Origin of the sequence: Amycolatopsis sp. A1MSW2902 (assembly GCF_017312175.1) — a bacterium.
GTDB classification, from domain to species: domain Bacteria; phylum Actinomycetota; class Actinomycetes; order Mycobacteriales; family Pseudonocardiaceae; genus Amycolatopsis; species Amycolatopsis nivea.
Map to the genome: position 1 here is coordinate 3,540,404 of NZ_QJPO01000001.1, position 17,584 is coordinate 3,557,987.

The following is a 17,584-nucleotide window of genomic DNA, read 5'->3' on the forward strand; positions in this document are numbered from 1 at the left end:
CCACGGTAATCGCTCCCGCACCGGCCGTGCCGGATCAGCTCGCGGTGAGCCGGATCAACCCCGCGTCAGTGGAGGTGAACCCGCAGGCATCGAAGTAGAACGGGCGCAAGTGCGGTTCGAAGTCGACGTGCAGCCACTCGCAGCCCGCGTCCCTCGCGGCATCCCGCGCCCGGCGGACGAGTTCTGTGCCGATGCCGCGGCGCTGCCAGTCCGCGTGCACCTTCGGATCGAGGAGGAACGCGTGGCCGGCGTCGTCCCAGGCCAGGTTCGCGAAGCCGACCAGCTGATCGCCGTCGTGGGCGCTGACCCAGCCGAGACTGTGCTGCCTCGCTCGGTCCCACCAGCCGGGTTCCGCGTTTCCGCCGTGCGCTTCGGTGAGAGCGACGAGCTGCGCGTCGGCGAGGTCGGCTCGCCAGGCGTAGGTGATCTCCATGGCGCGACGCTCCCACGGCTTCGGCGGGCGAGCCACCGAATAAGCTGGTGCGGCGATGAAACACGTCAGAGTGGAAGCGACCGGGACGGGCAACTACCTCGATCCCCGGGCGTATCTCCGGCTGCTGCCCGCGCTCTCGCCCGAGCTCCCGCCCGGCGCCCGGGCGTTCGCCGCCGACCCGGACCACTACGACTTCCCCGGCAAGCGGTGCGTCAAAGACCTCGTGCTCGACACGCTCCTGCGCGGAACCACGGACGGCGAGGACTGGCTGCAGCTCGGCTTCCGCCACAACTGCTGGAAACACGACGAAGACCTGAGCATCCGCTACGCGGGCCTCCGCACTCTCACCCACGACCCGGCCGCCTGGACCGGCTTCGGCGCGGTCACCCTGGACGAGATCCTGCCCCACGACCACGGCTGCAGTCACGAGATCGGCTTCCTCGCCGGATCGCTCACCGTCGTCAGCCGCGACCTGACCGCGGCCTGGACCGAAGCCGACTGCCCGGACAAGTAGCCGGACGCGCCGCAGGCCAGGCGCCCGGAACGGATCCGGGCGACCTGGCCTGCGGCTGGGAAAATCAGCCGATCACAACTGCGCGCACTGCCCGGCGGACGGGCCGCGGACGGTGTTGGCGAGGTCGTGGTCGGTCGGGGCGGGGGAGTTGCCCGTGCAGGCCAGCGGCCCGCCCACGGTGCTGCTCGTGATCAGCGGCCCCTGGTTCCCGGTCAGGTTCACCGGGCCCGAGATGTCGGTCAGCTCGATCGACACCGGACCCGTGCTGCCGGTGATCGACACCGGACCGGCCACCTTCGTCCGGTTCAGCACCACCTGCGCCGCGCCGGCGGCCGCGAGCGGGCCGGTGATCTGGCCGCCGCGCACGATCAGCGAAGCGCCGCGCGCCACGTTCACCGGACCCGACACCGTCGCGCCGTTCAGGCACACCACGCCGCTCGACACGGTCAGCGGGCCGTTCTGCACGCCGGTCAGCGTCTTGGTGCACGACGCGTCCGGACGGCCCAGCAGCTCGAACTCCGCCAGCGTCGCCGGACCGCCGGTGGTCGCGGTGACCTCCAGCCGGTAGTAGGCGTAATGCGCCGGGTTCTTCACCGCGAACGCCCGGGTCTGCTGCCGCCACTGGAACGACTGGTCGGTCTGCTGATCGGCGACCGTCCAGTTCTTCCCGTCGTACGAACCCTTCAGCGTCCAGCTCTTCGCGTCGCCCGCCCCGGTGCCGGAGGTGAGCGTGTAGTGCGTGACCGCCTCGTCGGTCGACTTCAGCTGGTACTGCACCGCACCGGTCACCTTCGCCTGCGTGCGCGAGGTGTTGTCCAGCAACGCCGACGCGTCCGAACCGTCCGAAGTGGACAGCGTGCCCAGCCCCGGCCCGGTCTCGTCGTGCAGCGGCGTCGGCACCGCGTCGCCCGTGGTGATCGACTTCGGCGCGTCGCCCGCGCCGGTGCCCCACGTCGACGGGTTCGGGCCCATGTCGAAGTCGAGCGTGGCGCCGTGCGCGAGCACGTCGTGCGGCAGCGACGTCGACGTCCAGTTCTTCCCGTTGACCTTCAGGCCCTGAACGTAGACGTTCTTCGCCGAGTTCTTCGGCGCGTTGATCACCAGGTCCCCGCCGGGCAGGTGCACGGTCGCCTTGGTGAACAGCGGCGACCCGATCGCGTAATCCGGGCTGCCCATCTGCAGCGGGTAGAAGCCCAGCGAGCTGAACACGTACCACGCGGACATCTCGCCGTTGTCCTCGTCGCCCGCGTAGCCCTGGCCCAATTCGCTGCCGGTGTAGAGCCGCGACACCGCTTCGCGCACCTTCGCCTGCGTCTTCGCCGGCTGGCCCGCGTAGTCGTACATGTAGAGGATGTGGTGCGAAGGCTGGTTGGAGTGGCCGTACTGGCCCATCCGCACGTCCCGCGCCTCCCGCATCTCGTGGATCACGCCGCCGTAGCTGCCCGGGAAATTCGCCGTCTCCTGGTCGGCGAAGAACTGGTCGAGCTTGGCGCCCAGCTTGTCCTTGCCGCCGTAGAGATTCGCCAGCCCCTGCCCGTCCTGCGGCACGGTGAAGGCCATGTTCCAGCCGTCGGTCTCGGTGTAGTCCCCGCCCCACTGACGCGGGTCGTAATCGGCCTTGGCCTTCGTGAACTTCCCGCTCGCGTCCTTGCCCTGGAAGAACCCGGTGCTCGGGTCGAACAGGTTCACGTACTGCTGCGCCCGGCTCGTGAAGTACTGGTAGTTCTCCAGGTACTCCGCCTTGCGCGGATCGTTCGCCGCGGCCTGGTCGTACAGCTTCTTCGACAGGTTCGCGATGCCGAAGTCGTTGACGTAGCCCTCGATCGCCCACGAGAAGCCCTCGCCGGTCGAATTCGGCGTGTACCCGAGGAAAATCGACTGGTCCAGACCCTTGCGGCCGACCGCCGAGTTCGGCGGCGTCACCGTCGCGTTCTTCAGCGCCGCGTCATAGGCCGCCTTGACGTCGAAGTTCGTCACGCCCTTCTGGTAGGCGTCGGCGAACGCGACATCCGAGCTCGTCCCGGTCATCAGGTCCGCGTAACCGGGGGAGGACCAGCGCGCGATCCAGCCGCCGTCGCGGTACTGCTGCACGAAACCGTCCACCATCTTGCCCGCCATGTCCGGCGTGAGCAGCGAATACGCCGGCCACGTCGTGCGGTAGGTGTCCCAGAAGCCGTTGTTCACATACGTCTGCCCGTCGACGACCTTCGACCCGGTCTGCGTCGCGGTGTCCGGACCCGCCTTCGGCGACACCGGGCTCGCGTACCGGTACTTCGGCGCCTCCTTCGAGCCGACGTTCTCGAAACCCTCGTTCGGGTACAGGAACAGCCGGTACAGGTTGGAGTACAACGTCTCCAGCTGGTCCTTCGACGCGCCCTCGACCTCGATCACGCCGAGCTGCTTGTCCCACGCCTGCTGAGCCGCGTCCCGCACCGAGTCGAACCCGGCGTTCGGGGCGATCTCCTGCTCCAGGTTCTTCTTCGCCTGGTCCACGCTGATCAGCGACGTCGCGATCCGCATCGTCACCGTCTTGTCCGCGCCCGCGTCGAACCGCAGATAGCCGGTCACGTTGTCGCGGTTCTGCCCGGTGAGCTTGCCGCCGGTCGTGACGGGCTTGTCGAACGTCGCGTAGACGAACATCCGCCGGGCGCCCGCCGACAGCCCGCTCTTCGCGTCGGAATACCCGCTGAGCGTGCCGTGCGCCGGGTCGAGCGTGAGCCCGCCGGAGTTGTTGACGTTGTCGAAGATCAGGCTGGAATCAGCGCCCGGGAACGAGAACCGCATCATCGCCGCGTGATCGGCCGGCGCGATCTCGGTCTTGATCCCGTTCTGGAACGTGACGCCGTAGTAATGCGCCCGCGCCACCTCGTTGTCGTGCGTGAACGGCAGCGCCCGCTTGTCGCGGTTCGCGTCCGGCACCCCGCTCGCCGCCGACGGCATCACCTGGAAACTCTGCCGGTCGCCCATCCACGGGCTCGGCTCGTGGCTCACGCTGAACGCCTGCAGCTGCGGGAGGTTGTCCGCGTTGTTCTGCGAATGGTAGTTGTACAGCCAGCTCGCCGAACCCGCGTCGGTCACCGGCGTCCAGAAGTTGAAGCCGTGCGGCACCGCGGTCGCCGGGAAGTTGTTGCCGCGCGAGAACGTGCCGTTCGCCATGGTGCCGCGCGTGGTGAGGACGTTGTCGCTGGGCCGGGTGCTGGCCGGGGGAGTCGGCGTCGCCGAGATCTTCAGGTCGTCCAGCCAGCCCGCGAACTGCGCCGGCCCGTTCGGGTTGTCGTAGCCGATCGCGATCCGGTCGATCGTCTTGCCCGCCGCGACCCGCCCGATCGCCGACCGCACCAGGTTCCACTGGTTCGCGTAGAGGACCTTGCTCGCGCCCTGGCCCTCCGGCGTCAGCGGGAACCCGTACTGGTCGGTCGCGCCGAGATCGCGCAGATGCGTGCCGTCGGTGAAGTCCAGGTCGACCGCGACGTTCGTGCTCGGGTACTTCAGATCGCCCTCGACGAACTGCGGCTGCACCTTGTACGACAGCTCGCTCGTCTCCGTCACCGGGAGATCGACGTCGTAGACCTTGTTGTAGGAATACCCGTGCCCGGCCTTGGGCTGGCTGCCGGAGTACCGGAACGCCTTCTTGCCGGTGAACCCGACCCGGTTCTTGTTCGTGTAGCCCTGGCTCGGGCCCGAATCCACGACGCTGCGCATGTTCGGCAACGGCGGCGGGGCCGGATCGTCGTTGGCCAGCAGCAGCTCCGAGAACTGCATGATGTCGTCGCCGTTGTTGCGCGTGACGTCAAGCCGGTAATAGCGGTACGCGTCGCTCGGCGCGGACAGCTGGTAGTCGTTCTGCTGAAACCGCTTGTCGAACGACTGGCCCGACTGCTTGTCCAGATCGGTCCACTGCTGGCCGTCGTTCGAACCGCGCAGCGTCCAGTCCCGCGGATCGCGGCCGGGCGCGTCGTTCGCCGAGGACACCGCGTAATGCGTGATCTTCGTCGGCTCCGACAGCGTGAACGTCACCGACGCGGTCGGATCCCACGACAGCCACTTCGTGCCGGTGCTGCCGTCGATCAGATTCGCGGCGACCTCGCCGCCGCCGGTGTTCTCGCTGGTCGCGCTGATGTCGGTGACCTTGCCCCGGATGTCGCCGGGGATCGCGGTCCCGTTCGCGCCGTCCACACCCGAAGCCCGCGGCTTCCCGGCGGCATCGGTGTCGACAGCGTCCTGGATCGGTTGCGGGTCGTTCGGCTCGAACGAAGAAACGAAGTCCGGCGGGGCGGCCTCGCCCGGCGCGGCACCGGCCGCGGCGGGCAGGACGACCAAGCCCGCAGCCGCCACCGCCGCGACGAGCACGGCATGCAACGGTCTGGCGCTTCGGGGCATCATTGCTCCCAGTTCGTCAGGGGATCGGGGGCCCGGGACTTCGCGAAATCCCGGGGTGCGGGAAGCTCAACGCGCGGGTGACATCGATGTCAAGGCCGCCCCGCAAACCTGACCGGAAACGGACAACCCTTCCCGGCTCCGCTACGGCAACCGGGTGTCGGCGCCGCCCGGGCTGCCCGGCTACGACAACCGGGCACCCGCCCGGGCGGACACCCCGACGCGGCAACCCGGTGCCTGCCTGGCGCGAACCGCGCCCATCCGGCAACCGGACGCTCTACCTGCCTGGGTCACCCCGATCCGGCAACCGGATGTTCGCGTGGCCCGAACCGCGCCGCTATGGCAACCGGATGTTCGCCCGGCCCGAACCCGCCCCGATGCGACAACCGGGTACCCGCCCCACCCTCCCCGCCCGGGCCGCCCGGGCTGCGCCGCTACGGCAAACGGGGTCTCCGCCCGGGCAGAACCGCCCCGACGCGGCGTTCGGGCGACCGCCCCGCCCGTCCCGGCCCCGGTGCGGCAATCGGAGTGTCCGTCCTGCCTGAACCGGCCCGATGCGGAATGGGGTCCATGCCACGCACCGAACGCCGCATCGGGTGTGTCAGATGCACCGAACGCCGCATTGGGTGCGTCAGATGCACCCAATGCGGCATTGGGTGCATCTCGCGCGTAGCGAGTGCGGATGCGCGGAACTCTCCCCATCCGGCTGCCCCGGCAGGCGCAGGGGAGGTGCGTGAGGGTTCCCCTCACGGAATCAGATTCCGTGAGGGGAACCCTCACGGACCGCTCGCGTGCAGTCGGTGGGCAGGCTCGCTGACGCAGCCCTCGCTAGTAACAAAACCCCATCGGGCTCGTCACATGCACCCAATGCCGCATTGGGGCGGCAAGCGAGGCGCAGGCGCGAGGCGGCCAACGAGGCGGAGGCGCGGGGCTGGGCGGCCAACGGGGCGGGGCGGCCAGCGAGGCGGAGCCTTGGCGCGGTCGGCGAGGAGGAGACTCGGCCCCGTCGGCGAGACTGCCGTCGGCGAAACTGAGGTCCGTGAAGGGCTCCTTGAGGGAATCAGATTCCCTCAAGGAGCCCTTCACAGCCAGCCGAGCGGCCGGACCGGGAAACCACACGGGACATCCGGGCCAGGCGGAGAAGCCATCAGCACTCGGCCAGTCGAGCGCACCGGTGCCCAGGCCCGGCGGGTATAACAGAGTCCATGCCAGACGACGCCATCGATCCCGACGAGGAAGCCCGCCGCCGGGCCGGACTCGCCCTCGCCAACGGTGACCCCACCGGGTGGTTCGAGCCGCTCTACGCCGCGGCGGAAGCGGGCGAGGCCGTCCTGCCGTGGTATCGCGGCGAGCCCTCGCCGGAACTCGCCGCCTGGATCGCCGGGCGGCCCGGCGACGGGCGGCGCGCGCTCGTCGTCGGCTGCGGCATGGCCGACGACGCCGAACTCCTCGCCGCCGCCGGATACGAGACGTCCGCCTTCGACGTCTCGCCCAGCGCGATCAAAGCCGTGCTCAACCGCTTCCCCGACACCGTCGTCTCCTACCGCACCGCGGACCTGCTCACCCCGCCCGCGGAATTCCACTACGCCTTCGACCTGGTCGTGGAGATCATGACCGTCCAGTCGATGCCCAAGGACGTCCACGACCCGGCCATCGCCTCGGTGTCCGGGTTCGTCGCCCCGGGCGGAACGCTCGTCGTCGGAGCCGTCGCCGAGGAAAGCATCGACCTCGCCACCTGGTCCGGACCGCCGTGGCCGCTCAGCAAGGCCGAGGTCGAATCCTTCGCCCGCGACGGCGTCACCCTCTCCTCGCTGGAACGGGTCCGCGACAGCCGCTGGTGGGCGGAGTTCACCCGCTGATGCCCGAGGACCGTCCCGCGACCAGCCACGAACGCGCGGCAGGGCGTCCGTGGGACGAGTCCTATCAGGACGGTCCGGCGCCCTGGGATCTCGGCCGCCCGCAACCGGCGATCGTCGAGCTCGCCGCGGAGGGCGCGTTCCGCGGCACGGTCCTCGACGCCGGCTGCGGCACCGGCGAGAACGCGCTGCACCTCGCCGCGACCGGACTGTCCATTGTGGGCATCGACGTCGCGGAAACCGCTGTCGCGCAAGCGAAAGAGAAGGCCCGCGACCGGGGGATCGCCGCCAAGTTCGCGGTCGGCGACGCCTTCCGTCTGTCCACTGTGGACCAGACCTTCGACACCGTCCTCGACTGCGGCCTGTTCCACACCTTCGACGCCCGAGAACGCCAGACCTACGTCGCCAGCCTCGCGTCCGTCACCGAACCGGGCGCGAGGCTGCACATCCTGTGCTTCCGCGAAACCGACGGGGACGCCGGACCGCACCCGGTCGCCCGCGCCGAACTCGAAGCGCCGTTCCAGCGCGAAACCGGCTGGCAGCTGGAAACCCTGCGCGACAGCCGGATCGTCGCCCGGTTCGCGCCGGACGGGCTTCCCGCCTGGCTGGCGACGATCCGGCGCGTCGGCGCCTGACCGCTCAGCACGACTCCAGGAACCGCGTCAGCACCCGCGTCCCGAACCGCAGCCCGTCCACCGGCACCCGCTCGTCCACGCCGTGCGCCATCGCCCGGTACGGGAAGCCTTCCGGCAGCGCCAGGGGAGCGAAGCCGTAGCACGCCATCCCCAGCTGGCTGAACGCTTTCGCGTCCGTCCCGCCGCCCATGCAGTACGGCACCACGACCGCCTCCGGGTCCTCCGCCCGCAGCGCCTCGGCCATCGCGTCGAACCACGGCGAATCGACCGGAGCCTGCACCGGCGGCTGATGCGCCACGAATTCCCGCGTCACACCCTCGCCCAGCAGCGAATCCACCACCGCGAACAGGTCGTCCTCGGTCCCCGGCAGCACCCGGACGTCGACCTGCGCGGTCGCCGTCGACGGGATCACGTTCACCTTGTACCCGGCCTCGAGCATCGTCGGCGTGGTGCTGTTGCGCACCGTCGGCACCACCAGCGACCCGGCCGCCCCCAGCCGCGCCACGGTTTCGTCGACCGCGTCGCCCGACGACAGGTCCACCGGCACGCCCAGCGCCGCGCCGGTCCGCTCCAGGAACGCCCGCACCGTCGGCGTCAGCTGCACCGGCCAGCGGTGGTCCGCGATCCGCTGCAATGCCCCGACCAGCCGCACGACCGCGTTCTCCGCATTCGGCCGCGACCCGTGCCCGGCCCGCCCGTTCGCGGTCAGCCGCAGGTGCGCGGTGCCGCGCTCGGCCGTCCCGACCGGGTACAGCCGCACCTTCCGCCCGTCCGCGGCGGGCACGTGATAGCTGTACCCGCCGGACTCGCTGATCGCCGCCGCGCAGCCCTCGAACAGGTCCGCGTGCTCCTTGACCAGCCAGTGCGCGCCGTAGTCGCCGCGGTCCTCCTCGTCGGCGACGAACGCCAGCACGAGATCCCGCCGCGGCGCCAGCCCGGACGCGACGGCGGACAGCACCATCGCGCAGAAATCCTTCATGTCGACCGCGCCCCGGCCCCACAGGAACCCGTCGCGCACCTCGCCGGAAAACGGCGGTACAGACCAATCGGCGGCGCGCGCGGGCACCACGTCCAGATGCCCCTGCACGAGCAGCGCGGGCAGCGTCGGATCGGCGCCCGGGATCCGCGCGATCACGTTCGACCGCTGCGGCTCGGGCTCCAGAATCCGGGACGGAACCCCGTGCCGGTCAAGGAATTCCGCGACGTACTCGGCGGCGAGCCGTTCGCCCGCCGCCTCCCCGCCGCCGTAGTTGGTGGTGTCGAACCGGATCAGGTCCGCGCACAGCGAAACCACGTCGACCTCAGCCATAAATGCCCTGCACCGCCCCTGCCGCGATGGCCGTGACCACCTTGAACGCCTTCATCGCCTCGGTCATGCTCGGCGCCTCGAACGCGACCCGGCGCGTCCCGGTCTGCTCCACGGTCGGGATGACCGCGGTCGCCTGCGCCAGATGGCTCGCGTCGAACTCGACCTCGATCCGGTGCCGCCCCGGCGTCCGCTCGGTCCGCCCGGCCAGCCCCATCGCCTCGCGCGCGGCGGTTTCCAGCAGCCGCGCGGTGCGCGCCGGCGGCAGGCAGATCGCCGCGTACCGGCTCACGCATTCCTTGACCTGCACCAGTTCCGCGTCCGGCGCGTAGTCGCGCGCGTCCTCGCAGGTCTGGTCGTCGCCGCTGACCAGCAGCACCGGCACGCCGTACTCACCGGCCATCGCGGCGTTCAGCCTGCCCTCGCTCGCCGGGACGTCGTCCAGCCACACGCCGGTGATCTGGTTCTCCAGGTACGTGTGCGACAGGACGCCGTCGAACCCGGCGCCGGCGTGGTAGCCGAGGAACACCACACCGTCCACACCGGAATCGATGCCCTGCATCATCGACAGCGGCTTGTGCCGCCCGGTCAGCATCCGCGCGCGTTCGTCGAGGTCTTCCAGCAGCAGGTTGCGCTGCGACGAGTGCGCCTCGTTGACGAGCACGTCGGTCGCGCCCGCCGCGTACAGGCCGGCCAGCACCGCGTTGACGTCGCCGGTGAACATGCCCCGGAACCGCTGCCACTGCGGGCTCCCGGGCACGACGTCGTCGGTCCAGGTGACCCCCGTGGCGCCTTCCATGTCGGCCGAGATCAGGATCCGCATGCCGGGCACTCTAGTGATCCGCCCCGCGACCATAACGATCGGACACGCAGCGGCGCCGTCACATATTGCGCACTTCCCGCCGTATGTGGTTACTTTTCGTCTCTGGGGTCGGGGATTGACGATGGGGTGGTTCTCAAGTGCGAAATAAGCACGGGCGGCACGGGTTGCGCCGCGTTTTCGGTGTGGTGATGGCGGGAACGCTGGCGATTCTGCCGCTGGCAGGGACGGCGGCAGCACAGGCGGCGCCACAGCAGGCCCAGCCGAAGGTGCTGCGGGTCGCGCTGACCACTGGTATCGACCACTTGAACCCGTTCACCGCCGGGCTCGCCGCGTCGACCCAGGTCGGCCGGTTCATCTACGAGTTCCTGACGATCCCGTCGCAGGACAAGGCCGAGGCCTCCCCGGCGCTCGCCGAATCGTGGACGACGTCGCCGGACAAGCTGACCTGGACGTTCAAGATCCGCAAGGGCGCCAAGTGGTCCGACGGGCAGCCGGTCACCGCGAAGGACGCCGCGTTCACCTTCAACCGGATGCTCACCGACTCCACCGCGCGCACCGCGAACGGCAACTACGTCGCGAGCTTCGAGTCGGTGAAGGCGCCGGACGACACCACGCTGGTGATCAAGACCAAGACCGTCCAGTCGTCGATGACGCTGCTCGACGTCCCGATCGTGCCCGAGCACGTGTGGTCGCAGATCAAGGACCTGAGCGACCCGAAGACCGACACGATCCCGGTCGTCGGCGTCGACGACGGGCCCTACCAGATCACCGAGTACAAGCAGAACGAATACGTCAAGTTCAAGGCCAACAAGAACTACTGGCGCGGCGCGCCGAAGGTCGACGAACTGCAGCTGCTGGTGTTCAAGGACGTCGAGGCCGCGGTGAACGCCCTCAAGCAGGGCGAGGTCGACGTGATCAACCGGCTCACCCCGACCCAGTTCGACGCGCTCAAGGGCCAGCCGAACATCGAGCTGAACAAGGCGCCCGGCCGCCGCTACAACGAGATCAACCTGAACCCCGGCGCCGAGAACTCCGAGAACAAGCCGATCGGCAACGGCAACCCGGTGCTCAAGGACATCCGGCTGCGCCAGGCGATCGCGCAGTCGATCGACATCAAGACCATCGTGGACAAGGTCGCCGGCGGCTACGCCCAGCCCGGCGGCGGCGTGGTCCCGCCGATCTACTCGGCCTACCACTGGGACCCGGCGCCGGGGGAGGCGCGCAAGTTCGACCTCGCCGCCGCCAACGCGGCGCTCGACGCGGCCGGCTACCCCAAGGGCCAGGACGGCATCCGCACCGCGCCCGGCGGCGCGCGCCTCGAACTGCGCCTCACCGGACACGCGAACCGCGCCCAGGACCAGCGCCTCGCCCAGTACATCACCGGCTGGCTGCACGACATCGGCATCTCGGTGAAGCAGGAACTCGTCTCCGACGACGAGCTCAACGACCGCACCAACGCGGGCAACTACGACCTCGCGATCTCCGGCTACGCGAACAACCCGGACCCGGACTACTCGCTGGCCCTGCACACCTGCGCCGCGCGGCCGAACGCGGAAGGCAAGGGCGGCACCACCGACACGTTCTTCTGCGACCCGCAGTACGACGCGCTCTACGCCAAGCAGCTCGCCGAAACCGACCCGGCCGTCCGCGCCGGCTACGTCAAGCAGGCCCAGGCGCGGCTCTACAGCCAGGCCGTGAACGTCGTCTACGACTACGACGACGCCCTCGAGGCCTACCGCTCCGACAAGTTCTCCTCCTTCGGCAAGCAGCCGCAGCCCGAGGGCTCGATCCTCGAGCAGACCGCCTACTGGGGCGTGTACGGCGCGGTCCCGGCCGACGCGTCGGCCGCCTCGTCAGACAGCGGCTCCGGCACGACGGTGTGGATCGTCGTCGGCGCGGTGGTGCTCGTCGTGCTCGTGGGCGGCGGCATCGCGCTGTCCCGCCGCGGCAAGTCCGCCGACGACCGGGAGTAAGTCCGATGCTGTGCCAGCCGCCCGCTCCCGCGCGCGAGTCCGTGAAGGGCCCATCGAGGGAATCCAAGTCCCTCAAGGAGTCCTTCACGGCGCGCGAGTCCGATGTCAGGAACTCAAGCTGCGCTGCTTCTCCGTGCCGACCGTCCACAAAGGACGCTAAGTCCGTCGAAATGCCCGGTTTGAGCGCTCGTGACCGCTTGCTCGCGTCCGTGAGGGGAACCCTGAGGGAATCAGATTCCCTCAGGGTTCCCCTCACAGACAACGCATCCCGCGCTTGCCTCGCTAACCCCCGCGACCGGGACAGAGACCCCAAACCACAACCGCAGCGCCGCCTTGAGTCCCTGTCATCGGCGCGCGAGTCCGTGCGGGACCCCCTCACGGACAGCCGGACTGTCCAGCGGAGGGGGAGCCGCGGGTGAGTCAAGCGATAGCGCCCGACCAGGCCGCGGTGCTCGCCGACCCCGACGAGCACCGCGGCGGGACCGGGACCCTCCGGTTCGTCCTGACCAAGATCGCCGAGGCGGTCGCCAGCGTCTTCCTGGTGATCGTCCTCGGGTTCTTCCTCTTCCGCCTGCTGCCCGGCGACCCGGTCGCGTTCATGGCCCGCGAACGGCCCACCGACCCCGGCCAGATCGCCGAACTGCGCGAACGCCTCGGCATCGACAAGCCGATCCTCGCGCAGTTCGGGAACTACTTCGCCGGCCTGTTCCAGGGCGACTTCGGCGAGTCCTACATCGAACGCCGCCCGGTGCTGGACATGATCGGCGAACGGCTGTGGCCGACCGTGCTGCTCGTCGGCAGCGCGACGATCCTGGCCGTCGCGCTCGGGCTGTGGCTCGGCATCCGCGCGGCGTGGAAGCGCGACAGCTTCTTCGACCGCGCGCAGACCGGGATCGCGCTGACGCTCTGGTCGGTCCCGCAGTTCTGGCTCGGCCTGCTGCTGCTCGTCGCCACCAACGGCCTGTTCCCCAGCCGCGGCATGCATTCGCCCGACGCCGGACCCGGCTTCTTCGCCCAGAGCCTCGACGTGCTGCACCACCTGATCCTGCCGTGCCTGACGCTGCTCGCGGTGTTCTACGCGCAGTACATGCTGGTGATGCGCTCGTCGCTGCTCGGCGAAATGAACGCCGACTACCTCACCACCGCCCGCGCGAAAGGCCTCCGCGACGACCTCGTCCGGCGGCGGCACGCGGTCCCGAACGCGCTGCTGCCCACCGTGACGCTGATCTTCATGCAGTTCGGCATGGTGGTCGCCGGAGCGGTCACCGTGGAAGCGGTGTTCAGCTGGCCCGGACTCGGCCAGCTCACCTACGACGCGCTGCACGGCCCGGACCTGCCGGTGCTGCAAGGGGTTTTCATCGTCCTCGCCAGCGCCGTCGTCCTGATGAACCTGTTCGCGGAGCTGCTCTACCGCGTGCTCGACCCGAGGGTGCGTGCCGCATGACCACCGCCTCGCCCGCCGCCGAAAGCGCCCGCGCGATCGCGTGGCGCCGCCGCCGCGCCGGAATCGCCCGCACCTGGCACGAGTTCGCCACCCAGAAAGCCGCGCTCACCGGGCTTTTCCTGCTCGCGCTCACCGTGCTGCTCGCCGTCGCGCTGCCGCTGATCAGCGACCCCAGCGGGCTCGACGTCACCCGCGTCACCGGAAAACCGCTCAGCCCGCCGGACGGCGAATTCTGGCTCGGCACCGACATCGACGGCCGCTCCGTGCTGCTGATGACGTTGTGGGGCACCAGGATCTCGCTGCTCGTCGGGTTCTGCGCGACCGTGCTCAGCGTGTTCATCGGCACCCTGATCGGCATCACCGCCGCGCACTTCGGCGGCTGGGTGTCGGCGGTCCTGCTGCGGTTCACCGACTTCTTCCTGGTGCTGCCGTCGCTGGTGCTCGCGATCGCGCTGTCGGCCGTGCTCCCGCGCGGGATCTGGACGATCGTGCTCGCCATCGGCGTCACCGCCTGGCCGAGCACTGCGCGGCTGGTCCGGGCCCAGACGCTCACCATCGAAAGCCGCCCCTACATCGAACGCGCCCGCGCGCTCGGCGGCGGCCACCTGCACGTGATCGCGAAGCACGTGCTGCCCGGCGTCGCCCCGCTCGTGCTCGCCAACACCACCCTCGTGGTCGGCAACGCGGTTATCGCCGACGCCACCCTCTCGTTCCTCGGCGTCGGCGACCCCACCTCGATCTCCTGGGGCGCGATGCTCGAAACCGCCCTCAACAACGGCGCGGTCACCCGCGGCGCCTGGTGGAACCTGCTCCCGCCGGGCATCGCGATCGTGCTCGTCGTGCTGATGTTCACCCTCGTCGGCCGCGGGCTGGAAACCGTGCTGAACCCGCGGCTCAAAGGACGGCACTCGTGACCGCGCTGCTCGAACTGAAAAACCTCGGCGTCACCTACCGCACCGGCGGCGGCGACGTCCCCGCGGTCCGCGGCGTCGACCTGACCCTCGACGCGGGCGGCACGCTCGGCGTCGCGGGGGAGTCCGGCTCCGGCAAATCCACCGTCGCGATGAGCGTGCTCCGGCTCCTGCCGCGCAGCGCGAAGATCACCGGCGAGATCCTGCTCGACGGCGAGAACGTCAACGACATGCGCTGGGGACGGCTGCGCACGGTCCGCTGGGCCGAGGCGTCGGTCGTGTTCCAGGGCGCGATGCACGCGCTCAACCCGGTCCGCCGCGTCGGCGAGCAGATCGCCGAACCGATCCGGCTGCACGCGCCCGAGGGCAAAACCCTCTCCGAAGCGCAGGTGCAGGCCCGCGTCACCGAACTGCTCGAACAGGTCGACCTGCCGCGCTCCCGGGCGGGCGCGTACCCGCACGAACTGTCCGGCGGCCAGAAACAGCGCGTGATGATCGCGATGGCGCTGGCCTGCGAACCGCGGCTGGTGATCGCCGACGAGCCGACCACCGCGCTCGACGTCATCGTGCAGGCCCAGGTGCTGTCCGTGCTGTCGAAACTGGTCGCCGAACGCGGCATCGGGCTGATCATGATCAGCCACGACCTGTCCGTGCTCGCCGCCACCTGCGAACGCATCGCGGTGATGTACGACGGCGAACTCGTCGAGGAACGGCCCAGCGCCGAGCTGATGGCCTCGCCGCAGCACGACCACAGCAAAGCGCTCGCCGCGGCCTTCCCGACGGTCGGCGACCCGGTCTCGCGCTACGCCCCGGCCACTGCGACCCCGCTGCCGCCGGAACCGGAGGAACGCGCCGGCTCCGACGACGCGCCGCTGCTCGCCGCCGAGAACCTGCACGTGTCGTTCCGCGACCGCAAGGGCAAGCGGATCCACGCGGTCAACGGGGTGGACCTGGAGGTCCGCCGGGACGAGATCGTCGCGCTGGTCGGCCAGTCCGGCTCCGGCAAGACCACCCTCGCCCGCACCCTGCTCGGCCTGCAGAAACCCGACTCCGGAACGGTCCGCTACGCGGGCAAGCCAGTGCCCTCGTCCGGAGCCGGGCTGCGCGCGTACCGGCGGGAAGTCCAGCTCGTCCTCCAGGACCCGACCAGCGCGCTGAACCCGGCCCACACGGTCTACGAGGCGGTCGCCGAAGGCCCCCGCATCCACGGCCTGCCGAACGAACGCGACGTCGTGCTCCAAGCGCTCGAATCCGCCGAACTGCGCCCGCCGGGGAAATACCTCGACCGGCTCCCGCACGAACTGTCCGGCGGCCAGCGCCAGCGCGTCGTCATCGCCGGAGCCCTCGCGCTCGAACCGTCCCTGCTGCTCGCCGACGAACCGGTGGCCTCCCTCGACGCGTCCGTGCGCGGCGAGATCCTCGCGCTGCTGCTCCGGCTGCGCCGCCGGCTCGGCCTCTCCGCGCTGGTCATCACCCACGACCTCGGCCTGGCCTGGAACATCGCCGACCGGGTCGCGGTGATGTACCGCGGCGAACTCGTCGAGACGGGTACCGTCGAACAAGTCCTGCTCGAACCGCGGCACGAGTACACGAAGTCGCTGCTCGCGGCGCTCCCCGGGGGCACCGCGCAGCGGACCGCGGCCGAACGCTGACCGCGGCCCCGCCCCGGGCGCGCGCCGAACCGGCCGCGCCCGGAGCCCGTGCGGGCCCAGCCGACTGCACCCGGTAATCTTCTGGATCGAAATGGCCACTACTACCGACGACGCGCAGCCGAACACCGGCACTCTCGACCGGCAGTTCCTGACGCCCGCGCGCTTCCCCTACCGGACCATCGCGATGGGCACGGTCGGAAGCGCCCTCCTCATGCTCGCCGCGCTCGGCGCAGGCGGCATCCTCATCCGCGACCCCGTCCTCGGCCACGGCCCGCTCTCGTGGGTCCGCTACGGCCACGGCCGGGCGCTCGCCAACGCGCTGCTCTACAGCGGCTTCGGCCTCGTCGTGTGGGCGTGGGTGCGGCTCGGCCGCTACGCGCTCGCCGGGCGCATCGGCAGCAAGCCGATCCTGATCGCCGCGCTGTGCTGGATGGCGCCGCTGATCGTGTCGCCGCCGCTGTTCACCCGCGACGTCTTCTCCTACCTCGGCCAGGGCGCGCAGCTGCTCTACGGGCTCGACCCGTACGCCAACGGCCCCGCCGAACTGCCGGTGCTGCCGAACGTCGTGCAGAACGTGCACCCGCTGTGGCAGACCACGCCCGCCCCGTACGGGCCGCTGTTCCTGCTGATCTCCAAGGGCATCGTCGCGATCACCCAGGACCACATGATCGCCGGCGTCATCCTCACCCGGGTCGTGCTGCTCGTCGGGCTCGGCATGACGCTGTGGGCGCTGCCCCGCCTGGTCAAGCACCTCGGCGGGAAGCTCCCGGTCGCGCTCTGGGTCGCGGTCGCCAGCCCGATGATGGTCATCCACCTCTTCGGCGGCCCGCACAACGACCTGATGATGCTCGGCTTCCTCACCATCGGCATGCTCGCCGCGCTCGAGCGCAAGCACGTCGTCGCGGTCGTGCTCGTCACCATCGGCATGCTGATCAAGCCGACCGCCGCCGTCGCGCTCCCGTTCATGGTCTGGATGTGGGCCGCGGACATGAAGGGCCCGTCGAAGACGAAGAACTTCTTCAAGGCCGGGGCCGCGTCCGTCGGGCTGTTCCTGCCGGTGTTCGTCGTCGGCACCTGGCTCTCGCTCGGCTCGCTCAACCTCGGCTGGTGGTCCGGCCTCAAGGCCCCGCAGCTCATCACCAACTGGCTGAACTTCCCCAGCGGGATCGGCGAGGCGGTCTACAACCTCGTCCACATCATCGCCAACGTCCAGCCCTCGCCGTTCGTCACCGTCGCCCGCGCCATCGCGATGGTCGGCCTCGTCGTGTTCGGCGTCCGCCAGTGGTGGCTCGCCCGCGGCGGCGGCAAGGAGGCCGTCTACCGCGCCGCGATCACGCTGCTGGCCGTCGCGATCCTCATGCCGCCGACCCTGCCGTGGTACCTCACCTGGGGCTTCGTGCTGATCTCCGTGTTCCCGTGGGAACGGCGGAACTTGTCGGCGATCGTGGCGATCTCGGTGTTCGTGACGCTCGTGTACTACCCGACCGGCGAGCAGGCGCTCTACGACTGGTGGTTCATCGCCATCGTCGTCGTGGTCAGCCTCTACGCCGCCGCGTCCCTGCTGCGCCCCGACCCGCTCGGCCTCGTCGCCGCCTGGCGGAAGAAGCCCAAGGACGAGGAATTCCTCCCGGAAACCTCCGCCAAATCCTCCTGAGCCGGT

Annotated in this window: 12 protein-coding genes; 8 read left to right on the top strand and 4 right to left on the bottom strand. The window is 70.1% G+C overall.

All coding sequences use genetic code 11. The annotated features are described in order from the left end of the window. Positions 1 to 34: 34 nt before the first annotated feature. Positions 35 to 433 carry a GNAT family N-acetyltransferase gene (locus DMP23_RS16235; RefSeq protein WP_337821551.1) on the bottom strand — a complete coding sequence of 133 codons (399 nt, stop codon included), beginning with the start codon at positions 431 to 433 and terminating at the stop codon, positions 35 to 37. Positions 434 to 488: 55 nt separating this feature from the next. Between DMP23_RS16235 and DMP23_RS16240 the strand changes: the two genes are divergently transcribed. Beyond that, positions 489 to 947, top strand: coding sequence for a hypothetical protein (locus tag DMP23_RS16240; protein ID WP_337821552.1), 459 nt, complete (start codon positions 489 to 491; stop codon positions 945 to 947). A gap of 72 nt (positions 948 to 1,019) precedes the next feature. Here the strand turns inward: DMP23_RS16240 and DMP23_RS16245 are convergent, their stop codons facing one another. After that, positions 1,020 to 5,327, bottom strand: a complete 4,308-nt coding sequence (locus tag DMP23_RS16245) for a GH92 family glycosyl hydrolase (RefSeq protein ID WP_337821553.1) — start codon at positions 5,325 to 5,327, stop codon at positions 1,020 to 1,022. A 1,202-nt stretch (positions 5,328 to 6,529) separates the two neighbouring features. On the opposite strand from DMP23_RS16245, the gene DMP23_RS16250 reads away from it, so the two are divergent. Both DMP23_RS16250 and DMP23_RS16255 read left to right on the top strand, forming a co-directional pair. Next, positions 6,530 to 7,183 (top strand): class I SAM-dependent methyltransferase, encoded by a 654-nt coding sequence (locus DMP23_RS16250; protein ID WP_337821554.1) that lies wholly within the window; start codon positions 6,530 to 6,532, stop codon positions 7,181 to 7,183. After that, positions 7,183 to 7,815, top strand: a complete 633-nt coding sequence (locus tag DMP23_RS16255; protein WP_337821555.1) for a class I SAM-dependent methyltransferase — start codon at positions 7,183 to 7,185, stop codon at positions 7,813 to 7,815. Before DMP23_RS16250 ends, DMP23_RS16255 begins: the two co-directional genes overlap by 1 nt. Before the next feature lie 4 nt (positions 7,816 to 7,819). On the opposite strand, the gene DMP23_RS16260 is transcribed toward DMP23_RS16255, so the two are convergent. Together DMP23_RS16260 and DMP23_RS16265 are read right to left on the bottom strand one after the other, a co-directional pair. Then, on the bottom strand, positions 7,820 to 9,124 hold the full coding sequence (locus DMP23_RS16260; protein WP_337821556.1) for a M20/M25/M40 family metallo-hydrolase: 1,305 nt from the start codon (positions 9,122 to 9,124) through the stop codon (positions 7,820 to 7,822). After that, positions 9,117 to 9,944 carry a M55 family metallopeptidase gene (locus tag DMP23_RS16265; protein WP_134732262.1) on the bottom strand — a complete coding sequence of 276 codons (828 nt, stop codon included), beginning with the start codon at positions 9,942 to 9,944 and terminating at the stop codon, positions 9,117 to 9,119. Before DMP23_RS16265 ends, DMP23_RS16260 begins: the two co-directional genes overlap by 8 nt. Positions 9,945 to 10,132: 188 nt before the next feature. Here DMP23_RS16265 and DMP23_RS16270 point away from each other — a divergent pair, with 188 nt between their 5' ends. The 5 genes from DMP23_RS16270 (at position 10,133) to mptB (ending at position 17,578) form a co-directional block, all read left to right on the top strand. Next, on the top strand, positions 10,133 to 11,917 hold the full coding sequence (locus DMP23_RS16270) for an ABC transporter substrate-binding protein (RefSeq protein ID WP_337821557.1): 1,785 nt from the start codon (positions 10,133 to 10,135) through the stop codon (positions 11,915 to 11,917). A gap of 415 nt (positions 11,918 to 12,332) precedes the next feature. After that, the gene (locus DMP23_RS16275; RefSeq protein ID WP_134661490.1) at positions 12,333 to 13,361 is read left to right on the top strand and encodes an ABC transporter permease; all 1,029 of its coding nucleotides are present in this window, start codon (positions 12,333 to 12,335) and stop codon (positions 13,359 to 13,361) included. Further along, on the top strand, positions 13,358 to 14,275 hold the full coding sequence (locus DMP23_RS16280) for an ABC transporter permease (protein WP_134732260.1): 918 nt from the start codon (positions 13,358 to 13,360) through the stop codon (positions 14,273 to 14,275). The genes DMP23_RS16275 and DMP23_RS16280 overlap by 4 nt, the downstream gene beginning before the upstream one ends. Next, positions 14,272 to 15,924, top strand: coding sequence for an ABC transporter ATP-binding protein (gene nikE, locus DMP23_RS16285; protein WP_337821558.1), 1,653 nt, complete (start codon positions 14,272 to 14,274; stop codon positions 15,922 to 15,924). Before DMP23_RS16280 ends, nikE begins: the two co-directional genes overlap by 4 nt. A gap of 91 nt (positions 15,925 to 16,015) precedes the next feature. Next, positions 16,016 to 17,578 (top strand): polyprenol phosphomannose-dependent alpha 1,6 mannosyltransferase MptB, encoded by a 1,563-nt coding sequence (mptB, locus tag DMP23_RS16290; protein ID WP_337821559.1) that lies wholly within the window; start codon positions 16,016 to 16,018, stop codon positions 17,576 to 17,578. The last annotated feature ends 6 nt before the right edge of the window (positions 17,579 to 17,584 follow it).